This is a genomic window from Corynebacterium canis (assembly GCF_030408595.1).
GTDB lineage: Bacteria > Actinomycetota > Actinomycetes > Mycobacteriales > Mycobacteriaceae > Corynebacterium > Corynebacterium canis.
Genome location: NZ_CP047080.1, coordinates 1175414 through 1197910, shown reverse-complemented (window position 1 = coordinate 1197910; position 22497 = coordinate 1175414). Strand labels below are relative to the sequence as shown.

19 protein-coding genes are annotated in these 22497 nt (G+C 57.7%); 12 read left to right on the top strand and 7 right to left on the bottom strand.

Annotation, left to right across the window (positions count from 1 at the left end):
• Nucleotides 1-6: 6 nt before the first annotated feature.
• The 7 genes from CCANI_RS05300 (at nucleotide 7) to CCANI_RS05270 (ending at nucleotide 9172) form a co-directional block, all read left to right on the top strand.
• Complete coding sequence (locus CCANI_RS05300; protein WP_146323260.1) at nucleotides 7-2013, top strand: hypothetical protein; 2007 nt, start codon at nucleotides 7-9, stop codon at nucleotides 2011-2013.
• Entirely contained in the window at nucleotides 2013-2942 is a 930-nt protein-coding gene (locus CCANI_RS05295) for a hypothetical protein (protein ID WP_146323259.1), read from the top strand. Before CCANI_RS05300 ends, CCANI_RS05295 begins: the two co-directional genes overlap by 1 nt.
• Nucleotides 2939-3712 carry a DUF6339 family protein gene (locus tag CCANI_RS05290; protein ID WP_146323258.1) on the top strand — a complete coding sequence of 258 codons (774 nt, stop codon included), beginning with the start codon at nucleotides 2939-2941 and terminating at the stop codon, nucleotides 3710-3712. The genes CCANI_RS05295 and CCANI_RS05290 overlap by 4 nt, the downstream gene beginning before the upstream one ends.
• 244 nt (nucleotides 3713-3956) lie before the next feature.
• Nucleotides 3957-5078, top strand: a complete 1122-nt coding sequence (locus tag CCANI_RS05285; protein WP_146323393.1) for a ParA family protein — start codon at nucleotides 3957-3959, stop codon at nucleotides 5076-5078.
• A 297-nt stretch (nucleotides 5079-5375) separates the two neighbouring features.
• Nucleotides 5376-7184 carry an AIPR family protein gene (locus tag CCANI_RS05280; protein ID WP_146323257.1) on the top strand — a complete coding sequence of 603 codons (1809 nt, stop codon included), beginning with the start codon at nucleotides 5376-5378 and terminating at the stop codon, nucleotides 7182-7184.
• 115 nt (nucleotides 7185-7299) lie between these two features.
• Nucleotides 7300-8295 carry a DNA cytosine methyltransferase gene (locus CCANI_RS05275; RefSeq protein WP_146323256.1) on the top strand — a complete coding sequence of 332 codons (996 nt, stop codon included), beginning with the start codon at nucleotides 7300-7302 and terminating at the stop codon, nucleotides 8293-8295.
• Between the two features lie 13 nt (nucleotides 8296-8308).
• Nucleotides 8309-9172: an NgoMIV family type II restriction endonuclease gene (locus CCANI_RS05270; protein WP_146323255.1), complete on the top strand. Its 864-nt coding sequence runs from the start codon at nucleotides 8309-8311 to the stop codon at nucleotides 9170-9172.
• A 29-nt stretch (nucleotides 9173-9201) separates the two neighbouring features.
• Here the strand turns inward: CCANI_RS05270 and CCANI_RS05265 are convergent, their stop codons facing one another.
• A complete protein-coding gene (locus CCANI_RS05265) occupies nucleotides 9202-10647 on the bottom strand; it encodes a GntP family permease (protein ID WP_146323254.1) in 1446 nt (481 codons plus the stop codon).
• 44 nt (nucleotides 10648-10691) lie between these two features.
• Between CCANI_RS05265 and CCANI_RS05260 the strand changes: the two genes are divergently transcribed.
• Entirely contained in the window at nucleotides 10692-11267 is a 576-nt protein-coding gene (locus CCANI_RS05260) for a TetR/AcrR family transcriptional regulator (RefSeq protein WP_186750010.1), read from the top strand.
• On the opposite strand, the gene mmsB is transcribed toward CCANI_RS05260, so the two are convergent.
• The 4 genes from mmsB to CCANI_RS05240 form a co-directional block, all read right to left on the bottom strand.
• Complete coding sequence (gene mmsB / locus CCANI_RS05255; RefSeq protein WP_484037934.1) at nucleotides 11236-12183, bottom strand: 3-hydroxyisobutyrate dehydrogenase; 948 nt, start codon at nucleotides 12181-12183, stop codon at nucleotides 11236-11238. The two genes, CCANI_RS05260 and mmsB, sit on opposite strands and share 32 nt — an antisense overlap.
• Nucleotides 12149-13669, bottom strand: a complete 1521-nt coding sequence (locus CCANI_RS05250) for a CoA-acylating methylmalonate-semialdehyde dehydrogenase (RefSeq protein ID WP_146323252.1) — start codon at nucleotides 13667-13669, stop codon at nucleotides 12149-12151. The genes mmsB and CCANI_RS05250 overlap by 35 nt, the downstream gene beginning before the upstream one ends.
• A 1538-nt stretch (nucleotides 13670-15207) precedes the next feature.
• Nucleotides 15208-15957, bottom strand: coding sequence for a hypothetical protein (locus tag CCANI_RS05245; protein ID WP_146323251.1), 750 nt, complete (start codon nucleotides 15955-15957; stop codon nucleotides 15208-15210).
• Between the two features lie 183 nt (nucleotides 15958-16140).
• Complete coding sequence (locus tag CCANI_RS05240) at nucleotides 16141-17340, bottom strand: MFS transporter (RefSeq protein ID WP_246118145.1); 1200 nt, start codon at nucleotides 17338-17340, stop codon at nucleotides 16141-16143.
• Between the two features lie 101 nt (nucleotides 17341-17441).
• On the opposite strand from CCANI_RS05240, the gene CCANI_RS05235 reads away from it, so the two are divergent.
• Complete coding sequence (locus CCANI_RS05235; protein WP_146323249.1) at nucleotides 17442-17927, top strand: hypothetical protein; 486 nt, start codon at nucleotides 17442-17444, stop codon at nucleotides 17925-17927.
• Between the two features lie 18 nt (nucleotides 17928-17945).
• On the opposite strand, the gene CCANI_RS05230 is transcribed toward CCANI_RS05235, so the two are convergent.
• Nucleotides 17946-18767, bottom strand: a complete 822-nt coding sequence (locus CCANI_RS05230) for a hypothetical protein (RefSeq protein WP_146323248.1) — start codon at nucleotides 18765-18767, stop codon at nucleotides 17946-17948.
• Nucleotides 18768-18865: 98 nt separating this feature from the next.
• Nucleotides 18866-19651 carry a (2Fe-2S)-binding protein gene (locus tag CCANI_RS05225; protein ID WP_146323247.1) on the bottom strand — a complete coding sequence of 262 codons (786 nt, stop codon included), beginning with the start codon at nucleotides 19649-19651 and terminating at the stop codon, nucleotides 18866-18868.
• 136 nt (nucleotides 19652-19787) lie between these two features.
• Between CCANI_RS05225 and CCANI_RS05220 the strand changes: the two genes are divergently transcribed.
• Genes CCANI_RS05220 through CCANI_RS05210 form a run of 3 tightly spaced genes read left to right on the top strand, consistent with a single transcriptional unit; the run spans nucleotide 19788 to nucleotide 22484 of the window.
• The gene (locus CCANI_RS05220) at nucleotides 19788-20819 is read left to right on the top strand and encodes an alpha/beta hydrolase fold domain-containing protein (RefSeq protein ID WP_290211542.1); all 1032 of its coding nucleotides are present in this window, start codon (nucleotides 19788-19790) and stop codon (nucleotides 20817-20819) included.
• A gap of 10 nt (nucleotides 20820-20829) precedes the next feature.
• Nucleotides 20830-21639 carry a shikimate 5-dehydrogenase gene (locus CCANI_RS05215; protein WP_146323245.1) on the top strand — a complete coding sequence of 270 codons (810 nt, stop codon included), beginning with the start codon at nucleotides 20830-20832 and terminating at the stop codon, nucleotides 21637-21639.
• Nucleotides 21640-21683: 44 nt separating this feature from the next.
• Nucleotides 21684-22484, top strand: a complete 801-nt coding sequence (locus CCANI_RS05210; RefSeq protein WP_146323244.1) for a hypothetical protein — start codon at nucleotides 21684-21686, stop codon at nucleotides 22482-22484.
• Nucleotides 22485-22497: the final 13 nt, after the last annotated feature.

Below are 22497 nucleotides of genomic sequence, written 5' to 3'. Positions count from 1 at the left end.
GAAAACATGCTTAACGTCTTTCACCACAAGGAACCTTTCGGTGATTCCGGAAGTACATACGGTACATCGACCAAAAAGGCACTTGGGCGTCCGAACCTACATCGCTGGGAAATGTTCACCCGAGAAACTTTGCAGAACAGTTGGGATGCGCGTGACACCGGCGGCCACACCGACGGCGTCACCTTTGCCATCGACTATAAGACCCTCGATGAACCAGCTGTCACACAGCTTCGCGAGTTCTTCGGCGAAGACCTCACAGGCGTAGAAGACTCCCTGGGTGAATTCCTGAAACGCGACAACCTTCCCCTTATCGTGGTCTCCGACTCTGGAACCTGCGGGCTCCAGGGACCAACCTCCGCTGCCACCCATGTGGATTGCAAAGACGATTTTGTTTCTTTCATCCGCAATATCGGCCGCAGCTCCGATAAGGCCGTGGGCGGCGGCACCTACGGCTTTGGTAAGGGCGTGTTCTTCGACGCCAGCAAGGTCAACGCCGTCCTGGTGTACACCCGAACCCGCGACGAAGAAGGCAACCGTGTCAATCGCTTTATCGCCATGGCGATCAGCGAAGCCTTCCACATCGATGAGCTGAATTTCACGGGCCGCCACTGGTGGGGCGTGCAGGCCGATGGTGTTACCGGCGGCGATTTCGCCGAACCATTCGTCGGCGAAGAGGCAGACAAGCTGGCCACGGCCTTTGGCATGGACGAGCATTTCACCGAGCATCGCCCAACGGGAACCTCGGTGGCCGTGCTCGACCCGGCCTTCGAGGCCCCGGCGGATTCCGAAATGGACGACGATGCGCTGACCAAGTACTGCATGGACAATATCGCCAAATCCCTGACCAAGTGGGCGTGGCCGCACATGGTGGTGCAGCACAAGAACATGGGCCCGCTTAACTTCGTGGTGAAGAACCGCGGCGAAGATGTGACCATCCCCGATCCCATGGAGGACCCAGGCCTGATCCATATCGTCCGCGCCTACAAAGAGCTGATCAAACACCCCGAACCGCAATACCATGAGATCACCGACGAATGGACGGGGTCCTCGCGCTACCGAATGCGCGATATCATCTCCAAGCGTCCCGCCGAGTACCTAGGCAAATTGTGTTTGTACCGGCTGTCTCGCATTCCGGAGGAAAGCACCACCGCCGGCGAGTCTTACGATCGGCACATCGCATTGATGCGCAACCCGCGCATGGTTGTGGACTACTGGGTTGGCCCCAAGGGAGCGGTGGGCTCTGGCTACGGCGGTGTGTTCGTGGCGTCGACAAGCTTGGACGGAATTTTCGCGGCGAGTGAGCCACCCGCGCACGACGAATGGAACCCCAAAACCGTCGACTTGTCCGACCCGCGCTTCTTCCAGGAGGGCAAGACTAAGCAACGCCGCACCAACCCCGTGAAGGTGGCGTTTATGCGGCTGCGCGACCACATTAAGGAGCTCACGCCCAGCACAATCAAGGTTATTAAATCCGTATCCAGCCCGGCTATTGTGGAACTCTCCCACGACCTCGGCCGCATTCTCTCCGACGGGACCGGCGGGCGCACGCCAAAGGTAAAGCAACCGCAATCGCGCGCTGCAGCGGTAAAGAAAACTCCGCGCGCGGGCATTGCTACCTCCACAAATATCGAAACGATGGAGGTGACCAGCCGGGGCACCGTCGTGGTGTTCCAGGTAACCGCCAAATTGAGCAAGGCGGCGGCCCAGCACGGCGCTACGCTGCAGATTCACCCGGTTTCGGTGGTGGATGGCAAGCGCTACACCAAACGCGGCGAAGGCGTTTCCCTCGCCATGCCGCTCGGCTGGGTGGACCCGTACGACCCGACGCTGGATTGGGAGAAGCTGGCCGCGCAGGCCGACGCCCCGCAACAGACCTTGGTCAATATCACCGACGACAGTTGGGAAGGCTACATTGCCCTCCTGCAACCAGAGAACACGGCGATCATGCTGAACGTGAGCACCGAAGCGAACTCCGCCCCCATCATGCGCGGTGAAGAACAGGAGGACAACTAATGGCTAATCGCATTTGCCTTGGTTTCCGTCAACCGTCGGCGGAAGCTATCCGGCTCGTGGATTATGAAATCATGGTCGATGGCGAGCCCGTCGCCTACACCGACGATGGCGCCGAAAGCACCTGGACGTACGAAACCCCGGTGGAGGCTTCCATCACCATTGCCGTCGACTTGCCGCGCGTGCTCAAGGAAACCGGGCTGCCCGACGAGGACCCGCTTACCGACAGCCCCGCCTCCCGCGTCGGTGCGGCAATCGTGTGGAAATCCTCAAAAACCGGCCGTCACGGCGCTACCGATGTGCAAGAGGTGGTGGATGGTAAACAAACACTGAAGATCAACCTGCCTGGCACCGAAATCGGCGGAACGGTCAGCTTCCGCATCTCCGTGGTGCTGCTGGAAAACCCGCACGCCCACGAACCGACGCTGGCGCCGAAGTACCCGGGCTCCCGGCTGTGGGATGCCACAATGTCCGTGAACCTGGAAAACCCGGAAACCCAATTCCCGCTGAGCGCAATCAACTTCAAGGAGGCGCGCATCGAGCCGACCTCCGCCATGTGGAAACTGGAGGTGGACCGGCATCTGCACCGGCATGCCAGCGCGGCGATTCGCCTACAGCTCAATACCATGCATAAGCGCGTGGAGGATTACCTCGCCGACCCGAAATCGCTGGACAGCCAGGACTTTCGCGCGTTTTTAAACACGGATGTGGTGAGCCAGCTGATCGTACATGCGTTGCTATTTGAACCGGATGAATTGGACCCGGAGATCACCGAGATTGGTACCCTCGCGGAAAAGCTGTTGTCCATCCATACCGCCATCTTCGGTGAGCAACCGCTCCAGGAAACGAAGAATATTTACGAACAAAACCCAGGCGAAATCCACGCCCGAATCCAAGCGCACTTCTTCAATTCTCAAAAGAGCAAGAAATGAACAATCCCGCCGAATCGTATTTCTATTACAAGCTCCTCGACCGCGCCCACGCCATCGAGCTCGCGCGGCAGACGATCTCCAAGTCCATTGCGCGCCTGCAGGAAAATAACGACGTCGCGCACCCGCTTGCGCACTTTGACGGGATTTGCTCCAACCCGGTTCCGGACGAATACCTGCTCAAGCTGCGCGACGGTGTGCGGCAGATCGCGCACAAGCACGGCTACCCCAAGGGTGGCGACAAGCAATCCATGACCGTGTTCGACTACGAGGTAGGCAATTACCTGTACGAGAACATGCACATGCTGCCGACGCAGGCCGCCGACGAACTCGTGTGGAACTACTTCACGCTCGTATTGCTTCCCGACGTCGCGAAATGGCGCTACCCGAACCGCGACCGAAACCCGGAGTACTACGCCTGGCTCGGACAATCCCGCCGGAACGTATTCCGCCGCGCCTGGTGGCGTAGCTTCACCTTCGGGTCGGACATCAATGCCGTATTGAGCGACAACGAATGCTCCGCCATTTTGGACCGCACCACCTTCGGCGGCAACCCGCGCATTGCGCAGGCAATCGCGAAAGAACACATTTCTCGGTTCTCCGAATACGCCAATAATCCGCTGTCCCGTCAGGACAACTTGCGCGGCGTGATGGTGCATTTTGGTCGCTGGACCGAAATCATCGACTTTGACACGTTGAACGACGAGCAATTGGAGCTTCGCGTCAAAGAGATCTTCAACAGCTTCCTTGCCTCGGTGGCAACAGCAAGCTAACACCGAACTCGACCAAAACTGCCGTTCGCCCCGTAACATTCGGGGCGGGCGGCGGTTTTCGTTTCTGCATGCTTGCGCGCAATACAGTGGCGAACGGTCGGCAAAGTTGTAGCACAACTAAGTCCGGGTTCCTTTCCACTGGGGTCAAGATGACACTACACAAAAGGTGGTCTAATCTTATTCTGAACAAATACTTAAATACCCTGTGGTGAGCGTAAGGGAAACCCAGACAATGGCATCAGGCATCCGGACCATCAGCTTCTTTAATAACAAGGGTGGCGTGGGCAAAACCACGATTTCCACCAACGTGGCCCACTATTTCTCGCAGCGAGGCCAACGAGTGCTGTACGTCGACTGTGACCCGCAATGCAATGCCACCCAATTGATGCTGACCACCAAGCAGTGCGAAGAAATCTACGGCAGCACCGGAAACGTTGATGAAGCATTGCGCTCGTCGCTGCACAAGACCGTGTACTCCCTGTTCGTGCCGTTGCGTGAAGGCGAACCCACGATTAACGCGGAAATCCAGCCGATTCGATCCAAACGCTTCAAAGTAGACGTGTTGGCTGGGCACCCCATGCTTTCCCAAATCGAAGACGTGATGAGTGAGGCGTGGTTCAATGCGCTAAGCCGCAAGACGGGTGACTTCCGGCGCGTCCACTGGGCGGGCCAACTCGCCACTGCCCTCGAGGATGCGGACCGCTACGACGTCATCTTTTTCGACGTCGGGCCCAGCCTCGGCCCATTTAACCGCACCGTTTTGCTCGGTTGCGATGCCTTTGTAACCCCGACTTCCACCGATCTGTTTAGCTACCACGCCTTTGGCAACCTCTCCCGCTGGTTTACCGAATGGACCGTTGAATACAGCGAAATGGTCGAAGCCAATAAGAACAGTTGGGGACGATATAACACCAATATCGAGGAAAAGCTCCGCACCCTGCGATTACATGGCGAATCCGGACGCAATCTCACCTACCTGGGCTACACCACGCAGGAATACAAAAAGCGGAAAAAGGACGGCAACGAAGTCCTCGTCGGCGCCTACGAGCTATTCCGTGGCAAATTCGGCGTTGCCGCAAACACGATCGCGGATAGCCTGGGTGCCAAGCACGGCGATTACTTGCTTGGCCACATTCCAGAGATGGCGTCCATGCCCGCGCGGGCGCAAGACGCACACGCACCCATCGCCGAATTGCTCTCACAAGATGGCATCACTGGATCCCAGCACAACCAACGCGACAGCTATGCAGCTGATATTCACAAGGTCGCGGCCGAAATCTACGATCGGATCATTGAGCCAGTGGCCATTCCTAGCGAAAAATCGCGGCACCGGGTATCGTCAGCCGCGGCCAAAACCGCCACCTAGTGCGACGTCAGGTACTCGTATAGTCCGGTATCCACGGGTTGCTCGAGATCAAGCCGCATATCTGCGACAAGTACATTAAACTAAATGAAACAGATAAAAAGCAAAGACAACGAAACTAAGTTGTGAGTTCGGCCGTATACAAAGATCACAAGGCGAATTGACACAATTCCGCTTCTAAGCTAGTGTAATGACCCAGCATCAAACTGGATTAGACCGACCTTTATCACTTTCCGTTCGTCTTGCGACTACTAAGACCTATTCGGTTTAAACCGCTCGCACCTAACAAAAGGATAGCTAATGGATCCGTTAACAAAGCACAGAATAATTAAATTCGGAAAAGACTCCGGATTTACAGGTGAATTACCTATTCTTTTTGAAAAATACGTCGCATACAACTACCTCAGAAAGTATCTTCCTAACGCATATCAATCAGTCGATGATGTAGTCATCCAACAGCCAGACGGCGGAATAGATATAGCCGCAGTAATTGTCAACGAAGACGTTGTAACCGACAGGGAGGAGTTGGAAGCGGCGATCAGAGATCGTCAAAGTAATAGTATTAAAGTGGTTTTCATTCAAGCGAAGACATCTAGTAACTATGATGTCAAATTACTCGCTCGATTTCTTCACGGAGTAGAATCTGTCACAAGGGCCGCTTGCGAACTTTTAAATGACAACCCTATCGACGGCTTAGAGTCTGGTTTGCACGAGACGGCAAACATACTTTTTGCAGCAATTATTAACATAGACAAATTCCGGGACAAGAATATACCGGTCGAGCTTTACTACGTTACCACCGCGCAGCACCAAGACGAGAACGTTCAAAAAGATCAACAGATAATCAACGCAATTACTCGAATCAAAAACCTTCAAGTTTATCAAGAAGACTTAACATGCTCGTTACACGGGGAAAGTCAACTTTATAATAAAGCTAGAGAGTTTCTTGGCCCTCAAAATGTTCAATTCACGTTCAGCACACAACAATCAATCCCGTTTGACGAGCATACCCGCAACGAAAACGTCTCGCAAGCCTATATCGGAATAATTCCTTTAAGCGAGTTGATGAAGGTTCTCACGTCCGAACAGGAGATGAGGGAAAAGATATTTACAGATAACGTAAGGCTAAATCTCGGAAATGATAATGACGTTAATGCGGCTATTTACGGCACTTTAACGTCAAATAGAACATCAATGTTCCCGCTTTTAAACAACGGGGTCACTTTAATTACGAGAAAGATAGATAGAATTGCCAACGCTTTTACCATTTCTGACTACCAAGTCGTAAATGGATGCCAAACATGCCATCAACTAGTGCGTTTCGCGAAAGACGTTTGGCAAAGCAACGATAGCGAAAAAACCCTCGACAATATTTTTGTTCCACTAAAGTTAATTTGCACCAATAATTCGAAAACAACCGCTGAAATTACTGTTGCAACGAATTGGCAGTCACCAATTACCGATGCAGATATTCAAGGCAGCAGCGAACAAGCAAAGAGGGTCGAGGAATATTTCCAACAATCTGGACCTTCAGGTTTGCGTTACAGTCGACAGTCGTCCGGTGACAAACAGACTGATAATGAAGTCGCAGGAGTCCGCAACTTTAATACTGATCAAATCAATCGCGCCTTTGCGGCCTGCATATTCGGCGAATCCTCCAAATCCATTGGCTCACCAAATCAACTCCGCAATCGGGCTTCAAAAATATGGCAGAACTTTGATGTATCCCTATACTATTTTGCTTCATGGATAACTTATAAAGTTGAAGCCAAATTCAGACAGCAAAAAACCTCAGTCAAGGGCATAACTGCTGCGAAGTATCATATCTGCATGCTAACTGCAGTCCAGTTTTACCCAAACCTCAAGGCTTGTTACGCTCAGGACGACGCTAGGCCTCAAACATATTCTTCTTTAGCCAAAAAACTGTCGAAGACCAAATGGGATGATGTCCACACTGCAAACCATCTGGATTCTCTTATTGAAACGTCGATTAAGGTTGTCCGCGAGCATTTTGCAGAAAAGCTTCGTAGCAAGAATCTTATCAAAGACGACGTACGTGCGCTTTCAGTACAAAAAGAGCTTCTAGATCGTCTATTGAAAACTTTTTAAACTTGACCAGATTACATACCAGATATTTCAGCCGCATCACAGGCTATTAAGCTACAATGCGCTTAGCGCGCGTCACTACGCTCGCTTTCTACTCGAAAGCAAATAGGAAGCAGCAATGCAAACGAAATTACAGTACACTCCAACATTTGACCCACAATCGATTGTATCAACTAAATTTAGTTCCATAGAGGTATGTGCCGGCGCAGGCGGGCAAGCTCTGGGCTTGGAACAAGCAGGCTTTCATCATGTAGCTACAGTTGAGATTGATAAACACGCTTGCGCCTCGCTTAACGCCAACCGGCCCGAATGGAACATTTACGAGGAAGACATTAATTCTTGGATATTAACCTCAGCTAAGCAGTATCAAGGGGTTGATTTAGTTGCTGGTGGCGTACCGTGTCCTCCCTTTTCTGTTGCAGGTAAACAACTCGGTTCAGAGGACGAGCGCGATCTTTTTCCTGCTATGATCTCTTTGGTTCGAATAATTAAGCCAAGAATAGTGTTGATTGAGAATGTGCGCGGGCTGCTGGATAGGAAATTCGACGCATATCGCAATCAAGTTAATCAAGCTTTCGAGCAAATAGGATACACTTTAGCGTGGCAATTGGTTCACGCGTCAGAATACGGGGTACCCCAGTTGCGGCCTCGTGTGGTCGCTGTTGGACTTCCTAGTAGTATGGCTACATCCTATGCTTTTCCCAATCCAATTAGTTTAACCCCGCCAACAGTTGGCGAAGCTCTACACGATTTGATGAGCGCACGTGGTTGGCTTCTTGCTGATGAGTGGGCGAAAAAAGCCGACAAGATCGCTCCCACGATCGTCGGTGGTTCTAAAAAGCATGGAGGTCCGGATTTAGGCCCGACTAGAGCTCGAAAGGCCTGGCTAGATCTGGGAGTTGATGGCAGAACCATAGCGCTCGAAGCCCCGGAAGCTGATTTTCAAGGCAACCCACGTTTGACAGTGCGAATGGTTGCACGTTTACAAGGTTTTCCAGACTCGTGGCAGTTTATCGGCGCGAAAACTAATGCATACCGGCAGGTCGGAAACGCCTTCCCTCCTCCCGTCGCACGTGCCATTGGCGCGAGCATGGTTCAGGCTCTCACCGGATAACGGGGTAGTTGTAATGGATGCTATTTTAACTAGGGCCCGTAAAGAGTTCCACGCGGACATTGTGGACCAGCAGCTGTTAGTGATTGATTCAAACGGTGTAGCTTCCAATGCAGATTCGTCGCAACGATTTTCACGAGAAACTGCCCTGGATATTGCCAATAGATTAGGCGCCCATAAAGTACAAAAAAAGATCTCCGGGCAAAGCGCTGGAAGGATTTTTGAATCTGCAGTTCAATCTTTTTTGGAAAGTTCCTTTTTAGCACTCCATTCTATCCGGCCCGGTGACTGGAAAGTGGAAAACTTTGGCAATAGTAGAAGTGAGTACCATCTCGGCAGATACGTACCATACAGGCATCTAATAGCTCTAGCTAATGCCATCGAAAAAGATCCAACCTTGACGGCAGCGCTCGGCAACAGCTATGACATATCACCGGACGTCCTCGTGCTTAGGAATCCAGTCTTAGATGATACGATCAATAAAAGAGATTTGATCGTTGATGCTCTAGCTGGCAATAGATCACCCATCCGCATGAGTAATCAGAAATCGCCCATAGTCCATGCCGTTATTTCATGTAAGTGGACATTGCGTTCGGATCGAGCGCAAAACGCACGATCCGAGGCTTTAAATATCATTCGCAACCGGAAAGGTCGTACTCCGCATATAGCGGTCGTAACCGGTGAACCATCACCGTCTCGTATTGCGTCACTTGCATTAGGTACCGGCGACCTAGACACAGTTTATCACTTTGCCCTTGAAGAACTACTCGAAGCGACAATTAAAAGTGATAATTCTGAAGCCATACAGACTTTACACAACCTGGTTGACGGCGAACGACTCAGAGATATCTCAGATCTTCCTCTCGATCTCGCAGTTTAGGTATTCTTCGTCTCCGTACCACCCCTCCCCTACGTCGCCGCCAGCCCGGCCAGGAGGGTGAGCACCACGAGCAGCGGGATTGCTACGGTGACTACGGCAATGTCCTTATAGGATTGGCGGTGGGTCATGCCGCAGACGATCAGCATGGTGAGAATCGCACCGTTGTGCGGAAGGGAGTCGAAGCTCACGGAGGCCATGGCGGTAATGCGGTGCAGCTCTTCGAGGCTGGTGTTTTGCTCCACGGCCATTTGTTTGAGCTGCTCGCCGAAGGCCTGGAGGGTGATGGAAAGGCCGCCGGAGGAGGAACCGGTGATGCCGGAGATCACGCCTGCGGAGAGGGTGGATACCACGAGGACGTTATCGGTAAGCGAGAATATGCCCTCGCGGACCGCGGCGAAGGCGGCCAGGGAGGCAACCACCGCGCCATAGCCCACCTCGGAGGCGGTGGTGAACACGGGCAGGACGGCGTTCTTCGCGCCATCGGAAAGGTCGGTGAACAGCTCCCCGGCCATGCGGAACTTCATGATAAAGATGAGGATTATGGCGGTGGTGAGGCCGACCACAACGGACCATACACCGATCACCTGATCGAGCTTTACGCCACCGAACTTCTCTTCGGATAGGTAGGAGAAATCGAGGCGTTCGGCCAGCACGTACAGGAACAGGAAGTTCATGATGATCACCACGGCGATGGGCAGCAAACCCAGCAAACCACGCACCGCGATATTGCCGCCGGTAGCGGGATGATGAATCTCGGTTTCTACCGTACCGTCGAGGTCAACGCCGTCTTTGTGGAACGTGGTGGCTCCCGGGGCGTCGTCAAGCCCCTCCGGGAGGAAGCCCTCACCGGCGGCGTGCAGGCGACGAATCCGGTACTGTAGCCACGCCATGCCAAGGATAAACATCGCGGCGGCGCCAATCAGGCCGAGCACGGGGGCGGCGTAGCTATTCGTGCCGAAATACCTGGTGGGGATCACGTTATGCACCTGCGGGCTGCCCGGAAGCGCGGCTAGGGCGAAGGTGATCGTGCCCAGGCCAAGCGCGGCGGGCATGAGCCGCTTGGGAATGCCGGCCTCGCGAAACAGTTCGATAGCGATGGGGACGATAGTGAAAGCGACAACCCAGGCGCTCACGCCGCCATACGTCAGCAACGCCGTAGCCAATACCGTGGACAACATGGCGCGCTTCGGGCCGAACAATTTGGAAATGCCTTGGGCGAGGTCCGTGGCTAGGCCGGAGGACGTCATCAATTTGCCAAAAATCGCGCCGGCGAGAAACAGCGGGAAGAAGCTCACAATAAACTTGCCGAGCGCCGGCATAAAGATCTGCGTGTATGAGGCGAGCAGCGGCGCACCGGAAAACACGGCGGCAATCAGCGCGGCAATGGGCGCCACAATGACCACGGAATGCCCGCGGTACGCCAGCGCCATCAGGGCAAACAGGGACAGGACAATGCCCAGCAGTGGGAGAATCACGGATGACTCCTTCAAAAGGTGGGTTTTTCAGTAGGATTTCGGTCATGGAGCCTGAGAAAGATGCAAAAACCCGGATTTTGGAGTGTTCTCGTGACCTCTTTAGCACCCACACATTTGCCGGGGTTTCGCTGAAGGATATTGCTCAGGCTGCCGGGGTGAGTCCGCCGCTGATTATTAAGCACTTTATTAATAAGGAGCAGCTGTTTGAGCAAACATTGGACTTTACGCCGTCCGCGGCGGCACTATTTTCTGGACCGTTCCAGCATTTAGGGGAAACGTCCATCCGTGAAACTTTAACGGCGCCGGTAACCGCGTCTTATTCGATGATCCGAACTATTTCCATTACGGACGGTTCAGAGGGTTCATTGAGCGCAATTGGTAAGCGGATTAAGGAGGATATCCTCCAGGTGCTTAGCACGCGGATTCAGCGGGAGGCGCCGCACCCCTACCCGTCGCCGGAGCTGCGCGCCCAGGCTGCGGTTTCATTATTAACCGGCGTTTCGCTCATGCGCCGAGTTGGGGATGCGGATTTTCGACGTTTCCCTTCCGAACAATTAGTGGCCTATTATTCGGAAATTTTGCAGTCAATTATTGATGGTTCTGCCGCACCGCCTCAATAATCACCCCAAAATCCTTACCGCCGTAGCCCGCCTCCGACAATGCTTGATAACGCCGCGCAGCTTGCGCTCCCATCGCAACCTCAGTGCCGGTGGCTTCCGCCGCCTGCATGGCGAGCCCGAGGTCTTTGACTATCAAATCCGTGGCGAAACCGGGGCGGAAATCGTTTTCGGAAGGCGAGCCCTGGACCACGCCCGGTACGGGGCAGTTCACGGTGAGGGCCCAGCAGGCGCCGGTGGAATTGGACACCACATCGTAGAATGCCTGCGGGGTAAGGCCGAGGCGTTCGCCAAGCACCATGCCTTCCGCGATGGCGATCTGCTGGATCCCGAGAATCATGTTGTTGCAGAGCTTCGCCGCCGCGCCCGCGCCTACGTCGCCGCAATGGGTGACGGTGCGGCCCAGGACGTCGAAAATAGGTGCGGCTGTGGCCACGTCTTCGGCGGCGCCTCCGACCATAAATGCGAGCGTTCCGGCGGCCGCTCCGACCACCCCGCCCGAGACTGGGGCATCGATATACCGGTGCCCGGCGGCCGCGGCGGTCTGGGCATTCGCCTGCGCCTCACCGACGGCAATTGTGGAGGAATCGACAAAGAGTGCGGGGGCTGTGAGGGCGGCGATTGCCTCCTCCATCACGCTGGCAACGAGCTTGCCATTGGGCAGCATGGTGATTACCACGTCCGCCCCTTCGGCGGCTTCCGCCACGCTTTGCTTCACCTTCACGCCGGCCGCTTGGGCGGCTTCCTTGGCGGGTTCCGTGACATCGAACCCCTGTACGGTGTAGCCAGCGGCGACTAGGTTGGCGGCCATGGGACCGCCCATGTTTCCTAAACCAATAAACGCGATCGTGCGGGTGCTCATGGGTCTAGCTCCTCTCCTTTTGCTATCCGATGACGGGCATGGTGAACTCGGCGCCAGTGGCCTTGCCCACGGGCCAGCGGCTAGTCACAGTCTTGGTCTTGGTGTAAAAACGGAAGGAATCCGGGCCGTGCTGGTTCAGATCGCCGAAGCCGGAGGCCTTCCAACCGCCGAAGGTGTGGTACGCAATCGGCACCGGGATGGGCACATTGATGCCCACCATGCCCACCTGCACCCGGTTTGCAAACTCACGTGCGGCGGCACCGTTATTGGTGAAGATGGACACGCCATTTCCGTACTGGTGTTCGTTGGGCAGGGCGAGCGCTTCCTCGAAGGTATCTGCCCGGACGATGGTAAGCACGGGGCCGAAAATCTCATCGGTGTAGATGCTCATATCGGTGGTGACGTGATCGAAGAGCGTGGGGCCAATGAAGTAACCGCCGGAGAGATCTTCCCCGTCGAAAGTGTCGTCGGTTGCGCCTTGGGTGCGGCCGTCGATCACGAGATCCGCCCCGGCCGCCTCGCCTTGGGCGATGTAATCGCGTACCCGGTCGAGCGCGGACTGGGCTACCAGCGGGCCGTAATCTGCCTCTGGGTCCAGCGAATGACCCACCTTCAGGGTGCCGATCCGCTCGATCATCTTTTCGCGCAGCTTGTCTGCGGTCTCCTGGCCCACTGGCACGGCCACAGAGATAGCCATGCAACGTTCGCCGGCCGATCCGTAGGCCGCGCCCAGCAGCGCATCTGCCGCTTGGTCTAGGTCAGCGTCCGGGAGGATCAGCATGTGGTTCTTTGCGCCACCGAAACACTGGGCGCGCTTACCGGTGGCCGCGCACCGCTCGTAGATGTACTTTGCGATCGGCGTGGAGCCAACGAAACCGATCGCACGTACGACATCCGAATCGAGCAGTGCGTCCACCGCAGTCTTATCGCCGTGCACCACATTGAACACGCCCGCAGGGCCGCCAGCCTGGATAAACAGCTCCGCCAGGCGCACCGGCACGGACGGATCCCGCTCCGACGGCTTCAAAATGAATGCATTGCCCGCCGCCAGCGCCGGACCGGCCTTCCACAGCGGGATCATCGCTGGGAAGTTGAATGGCGTGATGCCTGCGACAACACCCAGCGGTTGGCGCATCGAATACACATCCACGCCGGTGGCCACCGAATCCGAATACTCGCCCTTCAGCGCGTGGGGTGCACCGAGCGCAAACTCCACAACATCCAGACCGCGAATCACATCTCCCTTTGCATCTTCGAACGTCTTGCCGTGTTCGAGCGACAGCGTACGGGCGATTTCGTCAATGTTTTCGTTGATCAGTTGAATCCACTTCATCAACACACGGATACGCTTTTGCGGGCTGGTCGCGGCCCAACCTCGCTGCGCCGCAGCGGCATCAGCAATGACTTCATTGACTTCTTCGGTGGTGGCGAGATCGACAACCGCCTGCACCTTGCCGGTAGATGGGTTCAGCACATCGGCGGTGTTTCCACTGCGGCCCGGTTGGGACTGTCCGTGAACAAAATGGTGAATAGTGCGAGACATAACACGCTCCCTAAAGTTGTGATCGGTAACACGCTTACTTCTTGCCGATCACCATATTCGAAGCCGCCGGAAAACTCACTAGAAAATGTGATGGTGAACACTATTTACCCCAAGGATTCGGCCGTAACCTGCGGATTTGCATGACGTAGCGGGGTGCCTATACACGGAGGACACGGCAAGCTAGCGGACGCGACCGGTTCGCAAGGCGCTTCGTAAGGTGCGCCGCTCCCCTGCCAAACCCAAGGCTCGCGGCCCGCGCCCACAAATGCCTTAAAAGCTCGTCTTGAACGCGACATTTTTGCAGGGCGGAGTGCTCAGCCACAGAGCCGATGGCGGAATTGAAAAGATAAGCAGCTATCCCGATATGCATATATACCTAGTTTCGTGAGAGATGGCACGGACGGACCGTAGCCAAGTCATGGCCTAGAAACGTAGCTCGCTACAATTTTGCGCTTAAGTAAAATAACGCCGCTGCGGGCTTTAACTAGCCCGCCCGATATACGCCATGGTCTAATTACGTCACTGTGACGAAAAGGTGGTGCGATTCCTTGCGGGCAACCTATCTGCACAGCGGGAGTTGAACGGTGTCTACCGATATTTTTTACATCAAAATTCAGAAATCTGTGTAAAAAATATCGCGCCGACTGCCCTGAGCGGCCTGGCGCGATGAAAATTACACAGAAATCGCGTTTCGTGTGTAAAAAACTTCATGCGCAGCACACAACCCATCCCCGAAGCCTGCCTAAGCCCGTTTTGCCAGCGCATCACCAAGGTTTCTAGGCGCTACCCACCATGACATCCACATGCCCCACACCGGAGCGTTCGGCTGCAGAGCTTCCGACAGAAATGGAAACACATCTGGCCGCAATCGATATGGATACATATCTGATTTTGCGGAAGTGTGGCCCTGAGCGGAGCCGAATCGCATTCCCAGAAACGTAGCTCGCTACAATTTTGCACTCAACTTAAATAACGCCGCTGCAGGCTTCAATTCGCCCGCCCGATATACGCCATGGCCTAATTACGTCACTGTGACGAAAAGGTGGTGCGATTCGTAGCGGGCAACCTATCTGCACGCCCAGAGTTGAACGGTGTCTACCGATATTTTTTACATCAAAATCCAGAAATCTGTGTAAAAAATATCGCGCCGGCAGCCCTGGGCGGCCTAGCGCGTATGAAAATTACACAGAAATCGCGTTTCGTGTGTAAAAAATTTCATGTGAAGTGCGCTACCTATTTTCAGCAGGGGTCTGCCGCGCCTTGGGCGGACTCAAGGGCCACCACCCGGACAAATCACCCCCAAATTGGGGCGGAAATCTGGCCCTGCAAGCGATGCGATCTGAGCGCAGGCCCCGCCGCCTAAAATCCGCAGCCCAAAAGCGCCCGCCGGAGCCTTCCACCAAAGCCCCGCCACCCCAAAACACCCAAGCAGACGCACATATTGGGCACAACCTTCCCCCGAACCCCCGAACCCCCGAACCCCCGAACCCCGAACCCCCAGCCAACACGCCCCAACCAACACCCCCCAACCAGCACCCCTAATGCAAACCGGGCCAGGGTTCCACCAGTTCGGGCAGGGGGATGATGTTGCCGGATTCGTCGAGTTGCGGGGGTCCGAGCCAGGCGAGGACGTCGGCTTGGCGGTTCATGCGGATTGTGGCCAGGATGGCGGGATCTTCGTACACGAGGCGTTGGACGCGGGCGAGGAATTCGGGGGTGTCCACGCCGAGGCCTCGCCAGGCGGGGTCGTCGGCGGCCCAGTAGTCGGTTTTCACGGGCTGGTTCATTTCCAGGTTCATGTCCACGGCCTCTTGGAGCAATTCGGCACGTTGTTCGACGGTAAAGAACATGTAGCCGTTCATCCGGTGCGCGTTTTTCCTGAAGATTTGCTCTAGCTCTTTGCGGCTAAAGTCTTCGTCCCAGCATATGCGGAGCACATCCTCGCCGCCCTCGGCGGCCACGTAGCTTCGCCCAATGCGGTCCAGAAGGGTGTTGATGCGGGTTTCGCCGCTCCCGGGCGGCAGCCCGATCCATGCCACCCATCCGGGGGTGAGCCGTTCGATGCCTACCACTTGGAGGAGGCCTTCATCGTTGAGCTGGGCGCGGACGATATCGTCGATGCTGAACGGCATGGCAAAGCCCACGCTTTTCACTAGGTAGGTGCCGCCGGCTTCGTCGGCGTGGACCGGCTCGGCCCAGCAATCTTCCGAGGGGACAAAGAATCCGGCCGCATCCGGTTCGTGGAGTAATGATTTGAAATATATCTTTACTCGCTGGTCAGCGCTCATTGATGCTCCTTGGGCTTGTGAGAATGTCGCCTCAACCTAGGTACGAAAACTTTGTACGTCCCTCCGATGACCCGCCTTCTTGTAGAAGTAGGTTTGCTTCTGACCCTACCAAGTTTCGCCCCTTACCACGCCGTTCACCACGCCCCGCGCCGCGCCATCCGCAGACCCACCAAACCCGATCTTTCACGCCGCCGCGCGCCCGGCGGTTTCGCGTCCGAGGAAAATCCAAACCAGGATTGCGGTGAGCCCAATTAAGCCGCAACTTAGGAAGGCGGGGCGGAAGCCGTGGGCGTCGACAATCATGCCTACCACGAGCGGCCCCACGATCACTCCGAAATCTTGTGCCATTTGGTAGGCGGCCAGCACGCGTCCGCCGGCGCGATGGTTGCCCACGATATCGGCGATTGTGGCTTGTTGCGCCGGATTCATCAGCCCGGCCCCCACGCCCGCGGCCACGGACACCGCGAGCAGCACGGCGAAATGCTCGCTAAACCCGATGCAGGCGGTGAACAGGGTGTTTACAATCAGCCCGCCGATGATCAGCGGGCGGCGGCCAATCTTATCGGCCAGATCGCCGGAGATCTGCAGCGTCACGGCGTTGCCCACGGCATAGGCGGCGAGCGCAAGGCCGGCCACCGCCCCGCCCCAATCGAACACAGCGGCGGCAAACAATGGGAGAACTGCTATGCGAACGCCGAAATTGGACCAGCCGAAGGCGAAGCCGCTGATAAGCGCCGCGCAATAGGTCGGGTCGCGGAAGGCCTCGCGGCGGCGCATGGGCGGTTGGGTGTCGCCCTGTTCCACGCCTTTGATTTCCTGCGCATTGAGCCGCACCGCCACCACCACTGTGGCCAGGATCAGCATCACCGCGTAGATCACAAAGGGCGTGCGCATGCCCAGCCCGGAGAGCACGGCGCCGAGCACCGGCCCGATAACGCTGCCGAGCAGGAACGCCGTGGCGTATGTTGAGGACGCCCTGCCGCGGATATGCGGGGGCGCTATTCGAACAATCAGGCTCATGGCGGAAACCGTAAACATGGTCGAACCGACGCCGCTGATTGCGCGCAGCGCCACGATGTGCCAATAGGCTTGGGCGAAGGCGATGGCGCCGGTGCCTACGGCGACTGTGGTGAGCCCGGTGAGGTAGACCCAGCGCGATCCGAGCGCGTCGATAAGCCGCCCAGAGAGCGGGGCGAACATAAGCCGGGTGGCTGCGAAAATGGAGATTACAAAGCTCGCGGCGCTCACGGAGACGTCAAAACTCTGCGCGAATTGCGGGATGATCGGCGAGACCAGCCCGAAGCCGAGCGAAATAATAAACGCCGCCGCGACCAATACTCGGATCTGGTGTGGGATCGGCGTTCGCTGTGCATCATCGTTCACACAGTTCAGGCTACTCGCCCACCGCCGCACCCCACATTCCATACGCACAAGTGTTCGAATAAGGCGTTCGAATGTTAGCCCGGACCCCTACAGTGCGTTACATGATCACCTTGCGCCACCTCCTCAGCCCAGCCCAGCAAACCACCGCCCAGGCAATCGCACGTCTGCGCGAAGAACAGCCCCTCGTGCTGCGCGCGGCCGCCAGCCTCATTGCGAACCCATGTTCGTTAGCACAACCGCGTCACGATTGGCTCCCCCCGACCATCGAACTCCCCGGCACGCCGCGCCTCACGCTCGAAATCTCCCGCAGCCGCGTCACCCCACACCTCACATCGCGGCTGCGCGCCTGGAGCCCCGACGAAACATTGCTGCATCCACCTGCGTTTTTGCTCAAATTACGCGTGCTCGGCGGCGGCGATCGCGGCACCGCCCGCAATTGGGTGCGCGCAATGCTTCCCGACCTGGCACCGCACACGCTCCACGAGCTTATCGACGCCCCGACCCCGACCTTTCACCTTATCCTCGACGCGCGCTTCCACCCGCTGACCTCGCCTTATTGGCTTTTTCAGGGCCAGCTGGCGGCGTAGCGCGGGCGCGGGGCGGGGCTAATCGTCCTCCACCACGTCGAGGTCTTCGTCCTCGTCGTCATACACCTCATCGAAAACTTCTTCGAGCTCCGAGTAGTCCTCGTCATCATCGTCGTCTTCGTACTCATCTTCGTAGCCCGCGCCGTCGGCCACGGGGACGAGTTGGGCCTCCCAATCGTCGGCCTGATCCGCCGCCAATGCCAGCACATCGAACAGGCGATCAAAGTCCGTAAAAGACCCCAATTCGAGCACCTCTTCGGAGGCCAATTCGGCGTCACGCACGGCCGCCGCAATCAACAGGTTGCGCTGATCCTCCGGCAGGTCCTCGCCCTCGCCGTCTTCCCACAGCTCCGCGATGGCCTGATCCACCAGCTCTTCGTACGCCTCCCCGGAGGCGGAAAAGGTGACCACGGCCACGGGCACATCGCCATCCGCCTCCACTAGCACCTGGATTTCGGAATGCTGCCCCACCTCGGCGACCACCAGGCTCGGATCCTCCCAGTCCTGCACAAAGGCCAGGTCGGCGATGCGCTCGTCGGTGCCATCGAGCAGGTCACGCAGGACGGTAACCACCTGGTCCGTGGCCACGTGGCGGGCCACGGCGGAGACCGCATCGGCCACGGAAAACGCCACGGACACGAGGACAGCTTCGAAGTCTTCATCGTCTTCATCCACATCGGCTGCCGCGATATACACATTGGCGGCCGGCAGGTCTGGATCAATCTCCACGAATTGAATCTCCACCTCGCGGGTAATGGGAACGAACATGGTGTCGCCCTTCACCCGAGACTCGATACCATCGGCATCGAGCGCCGAAGCGATATCCTCGAAAAAGCTCATGTCCTGCACCTTTCACTGGTTGAATCCGCTGCGCTCGGGCACGCATTGCGCCCTGCCACACCGCGGCTAGGCTCCAGCCTAACCTGCAATAACCGAGACTATTGCACGTGCGCAATTAATGCCGCCTCGCGGACGGCCGGATCCTGCTTTGGGCAGGACAAACACTTCCCCGAACCCGGCGAATGAAAGATCATGCAACACGACGCCCGGCGCGCCACTGTGTGCACGTCATCGGGCTCTTCACCTGCGCGAACGGCCGCCATATCGGTCGGCCCGATCGTGCCGCCCCGAATATCCTGAAACCGCGGAGTTGGGATGGTCACACCGTGCGCTCCTGCGGCCAAACCCGCCGACAATTCGCACGCAATTCTCACTCCCCGATAAGGATCGAACGCTTCATTGCCAGCGCCAACGGCCGCCGCAACCAAAGCGTCAGCCGTCACCGCCCACAACGGCGCGGGTTTCAGCCCGGCTGCGGTAGCCAGGGCGTCGATAATCGGGCGAACGCTCGTGGCGTAATCCGCCCCGGCCTCGCGCCACTGCCCGTCGGCCGCGACGATATCGGTGGAATAGCTATACCAATAGTCGCCGGGTTGCGCGTGCAGCACGCCGCGGGCGAGGTCCAGGCTGGGCACCTTGTAAAACTCCACCATCGCCGTCACCGCCGGAGCCACCACGGAATTATTCCAGGAAAACCACCACACCTGGCCCGCCCACCGGGCATCGCCCATCGGGAACAACCGTTCGCTTGCTGCGATGGCTTTGGACATACGTTCGGGCGTGGCGAGGGCGGCGACGCTCAACTGCTCCGCACCGTCGCTGGGCAGCACGGCCGTCCGGAAACGCGGGTATTCCGCAAGCACGAGCTGAAACACGGAATGCATACACACCTCTCAGAGCCAACCTCAAACGCGGGTAACCCCACTACACCACATCAGGCAAAGCCTGCACACCTCACACCTAGTTTTTCTACAATCGCCTGTGGATAGGCTGAATCGTTTCCCACCGGAGGTTTTGCTGTTGAAGTACACCACTCGTTTGCTCACCACCCTCGGGGGGATCGTCGGGGGCACCCTCGGGGCTGCGGCGGCCACGCACCTGGGCGTGCAATGGTTCCGCACCCGCAAGGTGGATCCCGAGCTGCGCCACCGCGGCCTGCTGGTGCACCCGATCTGGCGCACCCCGGCGCTGTGGAACCGTAGCTACCCCGGCTACGCCGCCACCCACCTCGAACCCAGAACCAGCCACGGCGATGTCTCCGGGGTGCGCATCAGCAGCCACAATGTGGCGGGCTACGCCGGCGGCCCGCCCGTCCCGGTGCGCCACTACACACCCGCAACACCACCCACCAAGACCCCCGATTTCGCCCTGTTATGGCTGCATAACGGCGGTTTCGTGCGCGGCACCCCGGAGGCCGAGGATGGGGTGTGCGCGTACCTGGCCCGCTCCCTGGGGTGCACGGTGATCAATCCGGAGTATCGGCTTGCGGGCACCGCCCCCTTCCCCGCCGCTTTGCACGATGTCCGCGCGGTATTCGATTGGCTGAGCGATACCTACACTCCCGAACGTATTGTCGTTGCGGGGGCCGGCGCGGGCGGCGGGCTGGCGGCCTGCCTCACGCAATGGTTGCACGATGCGGGCACCCCGCCGGCGTTCCAATTGCTTATGGAACCGATGTTGGATGATCGCACCCGCGTCACCCCGAACCCGGGCCGCGGGGAGTTCGTGTGGGGGCATACGGCGAACACGCTGGCGTGGAATTGCTACCTGTCCTACCTGTCCCCGCACGATGAGTTCCCGGACTACGCCGCCGCGAATCGCCGCCTGGACCTCGCGGGGCTGCCGCCGACGTTCCTCGCGGTGGGCGATTTGGACCTGTTCTACGAGGAGGACCTCACCTACGTCCGACGCCTCAGGGAGCAGGGCGTGGCGGTGACTTCCATGATCCTGCCGGGCGCGTATCACGGTGCGCTTACTCGGCGGCTGCGGGCGCCGCATGTCCAGCAGGCGTGGGAAAAGGCGTTCCAGACGCTGCGCCAGCAGTTCACCTAAGCTGGGCCCCATGGTGAACATTATTGATCGGGAAACTCAATTGTGCATTTCCCTGGCCGCGCGGCCTTCCAACCATGGGGTGCGTTTCCATAATTGGTTGTACGCGCAGCTCGGCTTGAATTTTGTGTATTACGCCGTGGCCCCTACCGATATTGCGCAGGCCGTGGCGGGTATTCGCGGCTTGGGCATCCGCGGGGCCGGCGTTTCCATGCCGTATAAGGCGCAGGTGATTCCGCTTATCGACGCCCTGCACCCCTCCGCCGAGCGTTTGCATTCCGTGAACACGATCGTCAACACCGATGGGCATTTGAAGGGCTATAACACGGACTACATCGCGGTGGCCGCATTGCTGGATAAACACGGCGTCGATAAGCGGCATGAGGTGGCCGTACGGGGGTCGGGCGGCATGGCTTCGGCGGTGGTGGCGGCGCTTGCGGACCATGGGCTGCGGGGCACCATCGTCGCGCGCAACGCGGAAACGGGCACGGCGCTGGCGCACAAGCACGGTTGGAGGTGCGCGGCGGAGGTGCCGGAGGAAGCAACGATGCTGGTCAACGTTACCCCGCTCGGCATGGCTGGCGCGGACGCCGACGTGCAATCGTTTTCCGACGCCCAGATCCGCAACGCCACCTGCGTCTTTGATGTGGTAGCCTACCCCGTGCGTACGCCATTGATTCAGGCAGCCGAGCGGCTCGGAGTGGCTACAATCAACGGTGGCGAGGTGATTGCTTTGCAGGCGGCGGAGCAATTCGCCTTATACACCGGGGTTCGCCCCACCGATGCGCAGGTGATTGCCGCGGAGGAATACGCCCAACAATAACCGCCGCCGCCAACCACGAACACACGTTTGCGTGAGGAGCTTGAGTGACCTATCCCGCCAAATCGCCCGACCAACCCGTGACCGACGCCGTACATTCGAACCCACAGGCGCTTGAAGAACGCGCGGGGGCGACTGGACGCATGTTGCTCAAGGTCATTGATAAGGCCGTGCACATGCAATCCGGGGCGATTGAAAACTATGTGAATTGGCTTCGCAACCGAAACCCGGAGGCTTCACCTGCGGAAATCCAGCAGAAGCTGGATAAGCACTTTAAATTGATCGCTTCGGGTACGGGCGCGAGCGTGGGTGCGGCTTCCGCAATCCCGGGCATTGGGCTCGTTGCGGGTGCCGCCGCGATCGGCGTGGAATCGCTCGTGTTTACGGACGCCGCGGCGGTGTACACGATGGCCTCCGCGCACCTTCGCGGGATCGATATTCGCAACCCTGAGCGACGCCGCACCTTGATCCTGGTGGTGGCCGTGGGCGCCTCCGGAACCATGCTTGTGGACGCCGCTATCGGCGACCTCTCCCACAAGAGCGGCGCCTCCGTCACCGCCATGCTGACCCGCTACGGCACCCCGCAGCTGAAAGACATCAATAACAAGCTGCTCGGGGTGGCGCTCAAGCGCGTGGGTAAGAAATTCCGCGGGATGTGGATTGGCAAGATCATGCCGTTTGGCATCGGCGCGGCCTTGGGCACCTGGGCGAACCGCAAGATCGCCTCGAAGGTGATTACGAATACGGCGGAATCCCTGGGGCCGCTGCCCGCCGCCTTTGCCACCCCGGCCCCGAAGGCCGTGGAACCCCCGCACTTTGCGGAGCTGCAAGCGCCCGCCGAAGACTAGGCCGCCGGACCCC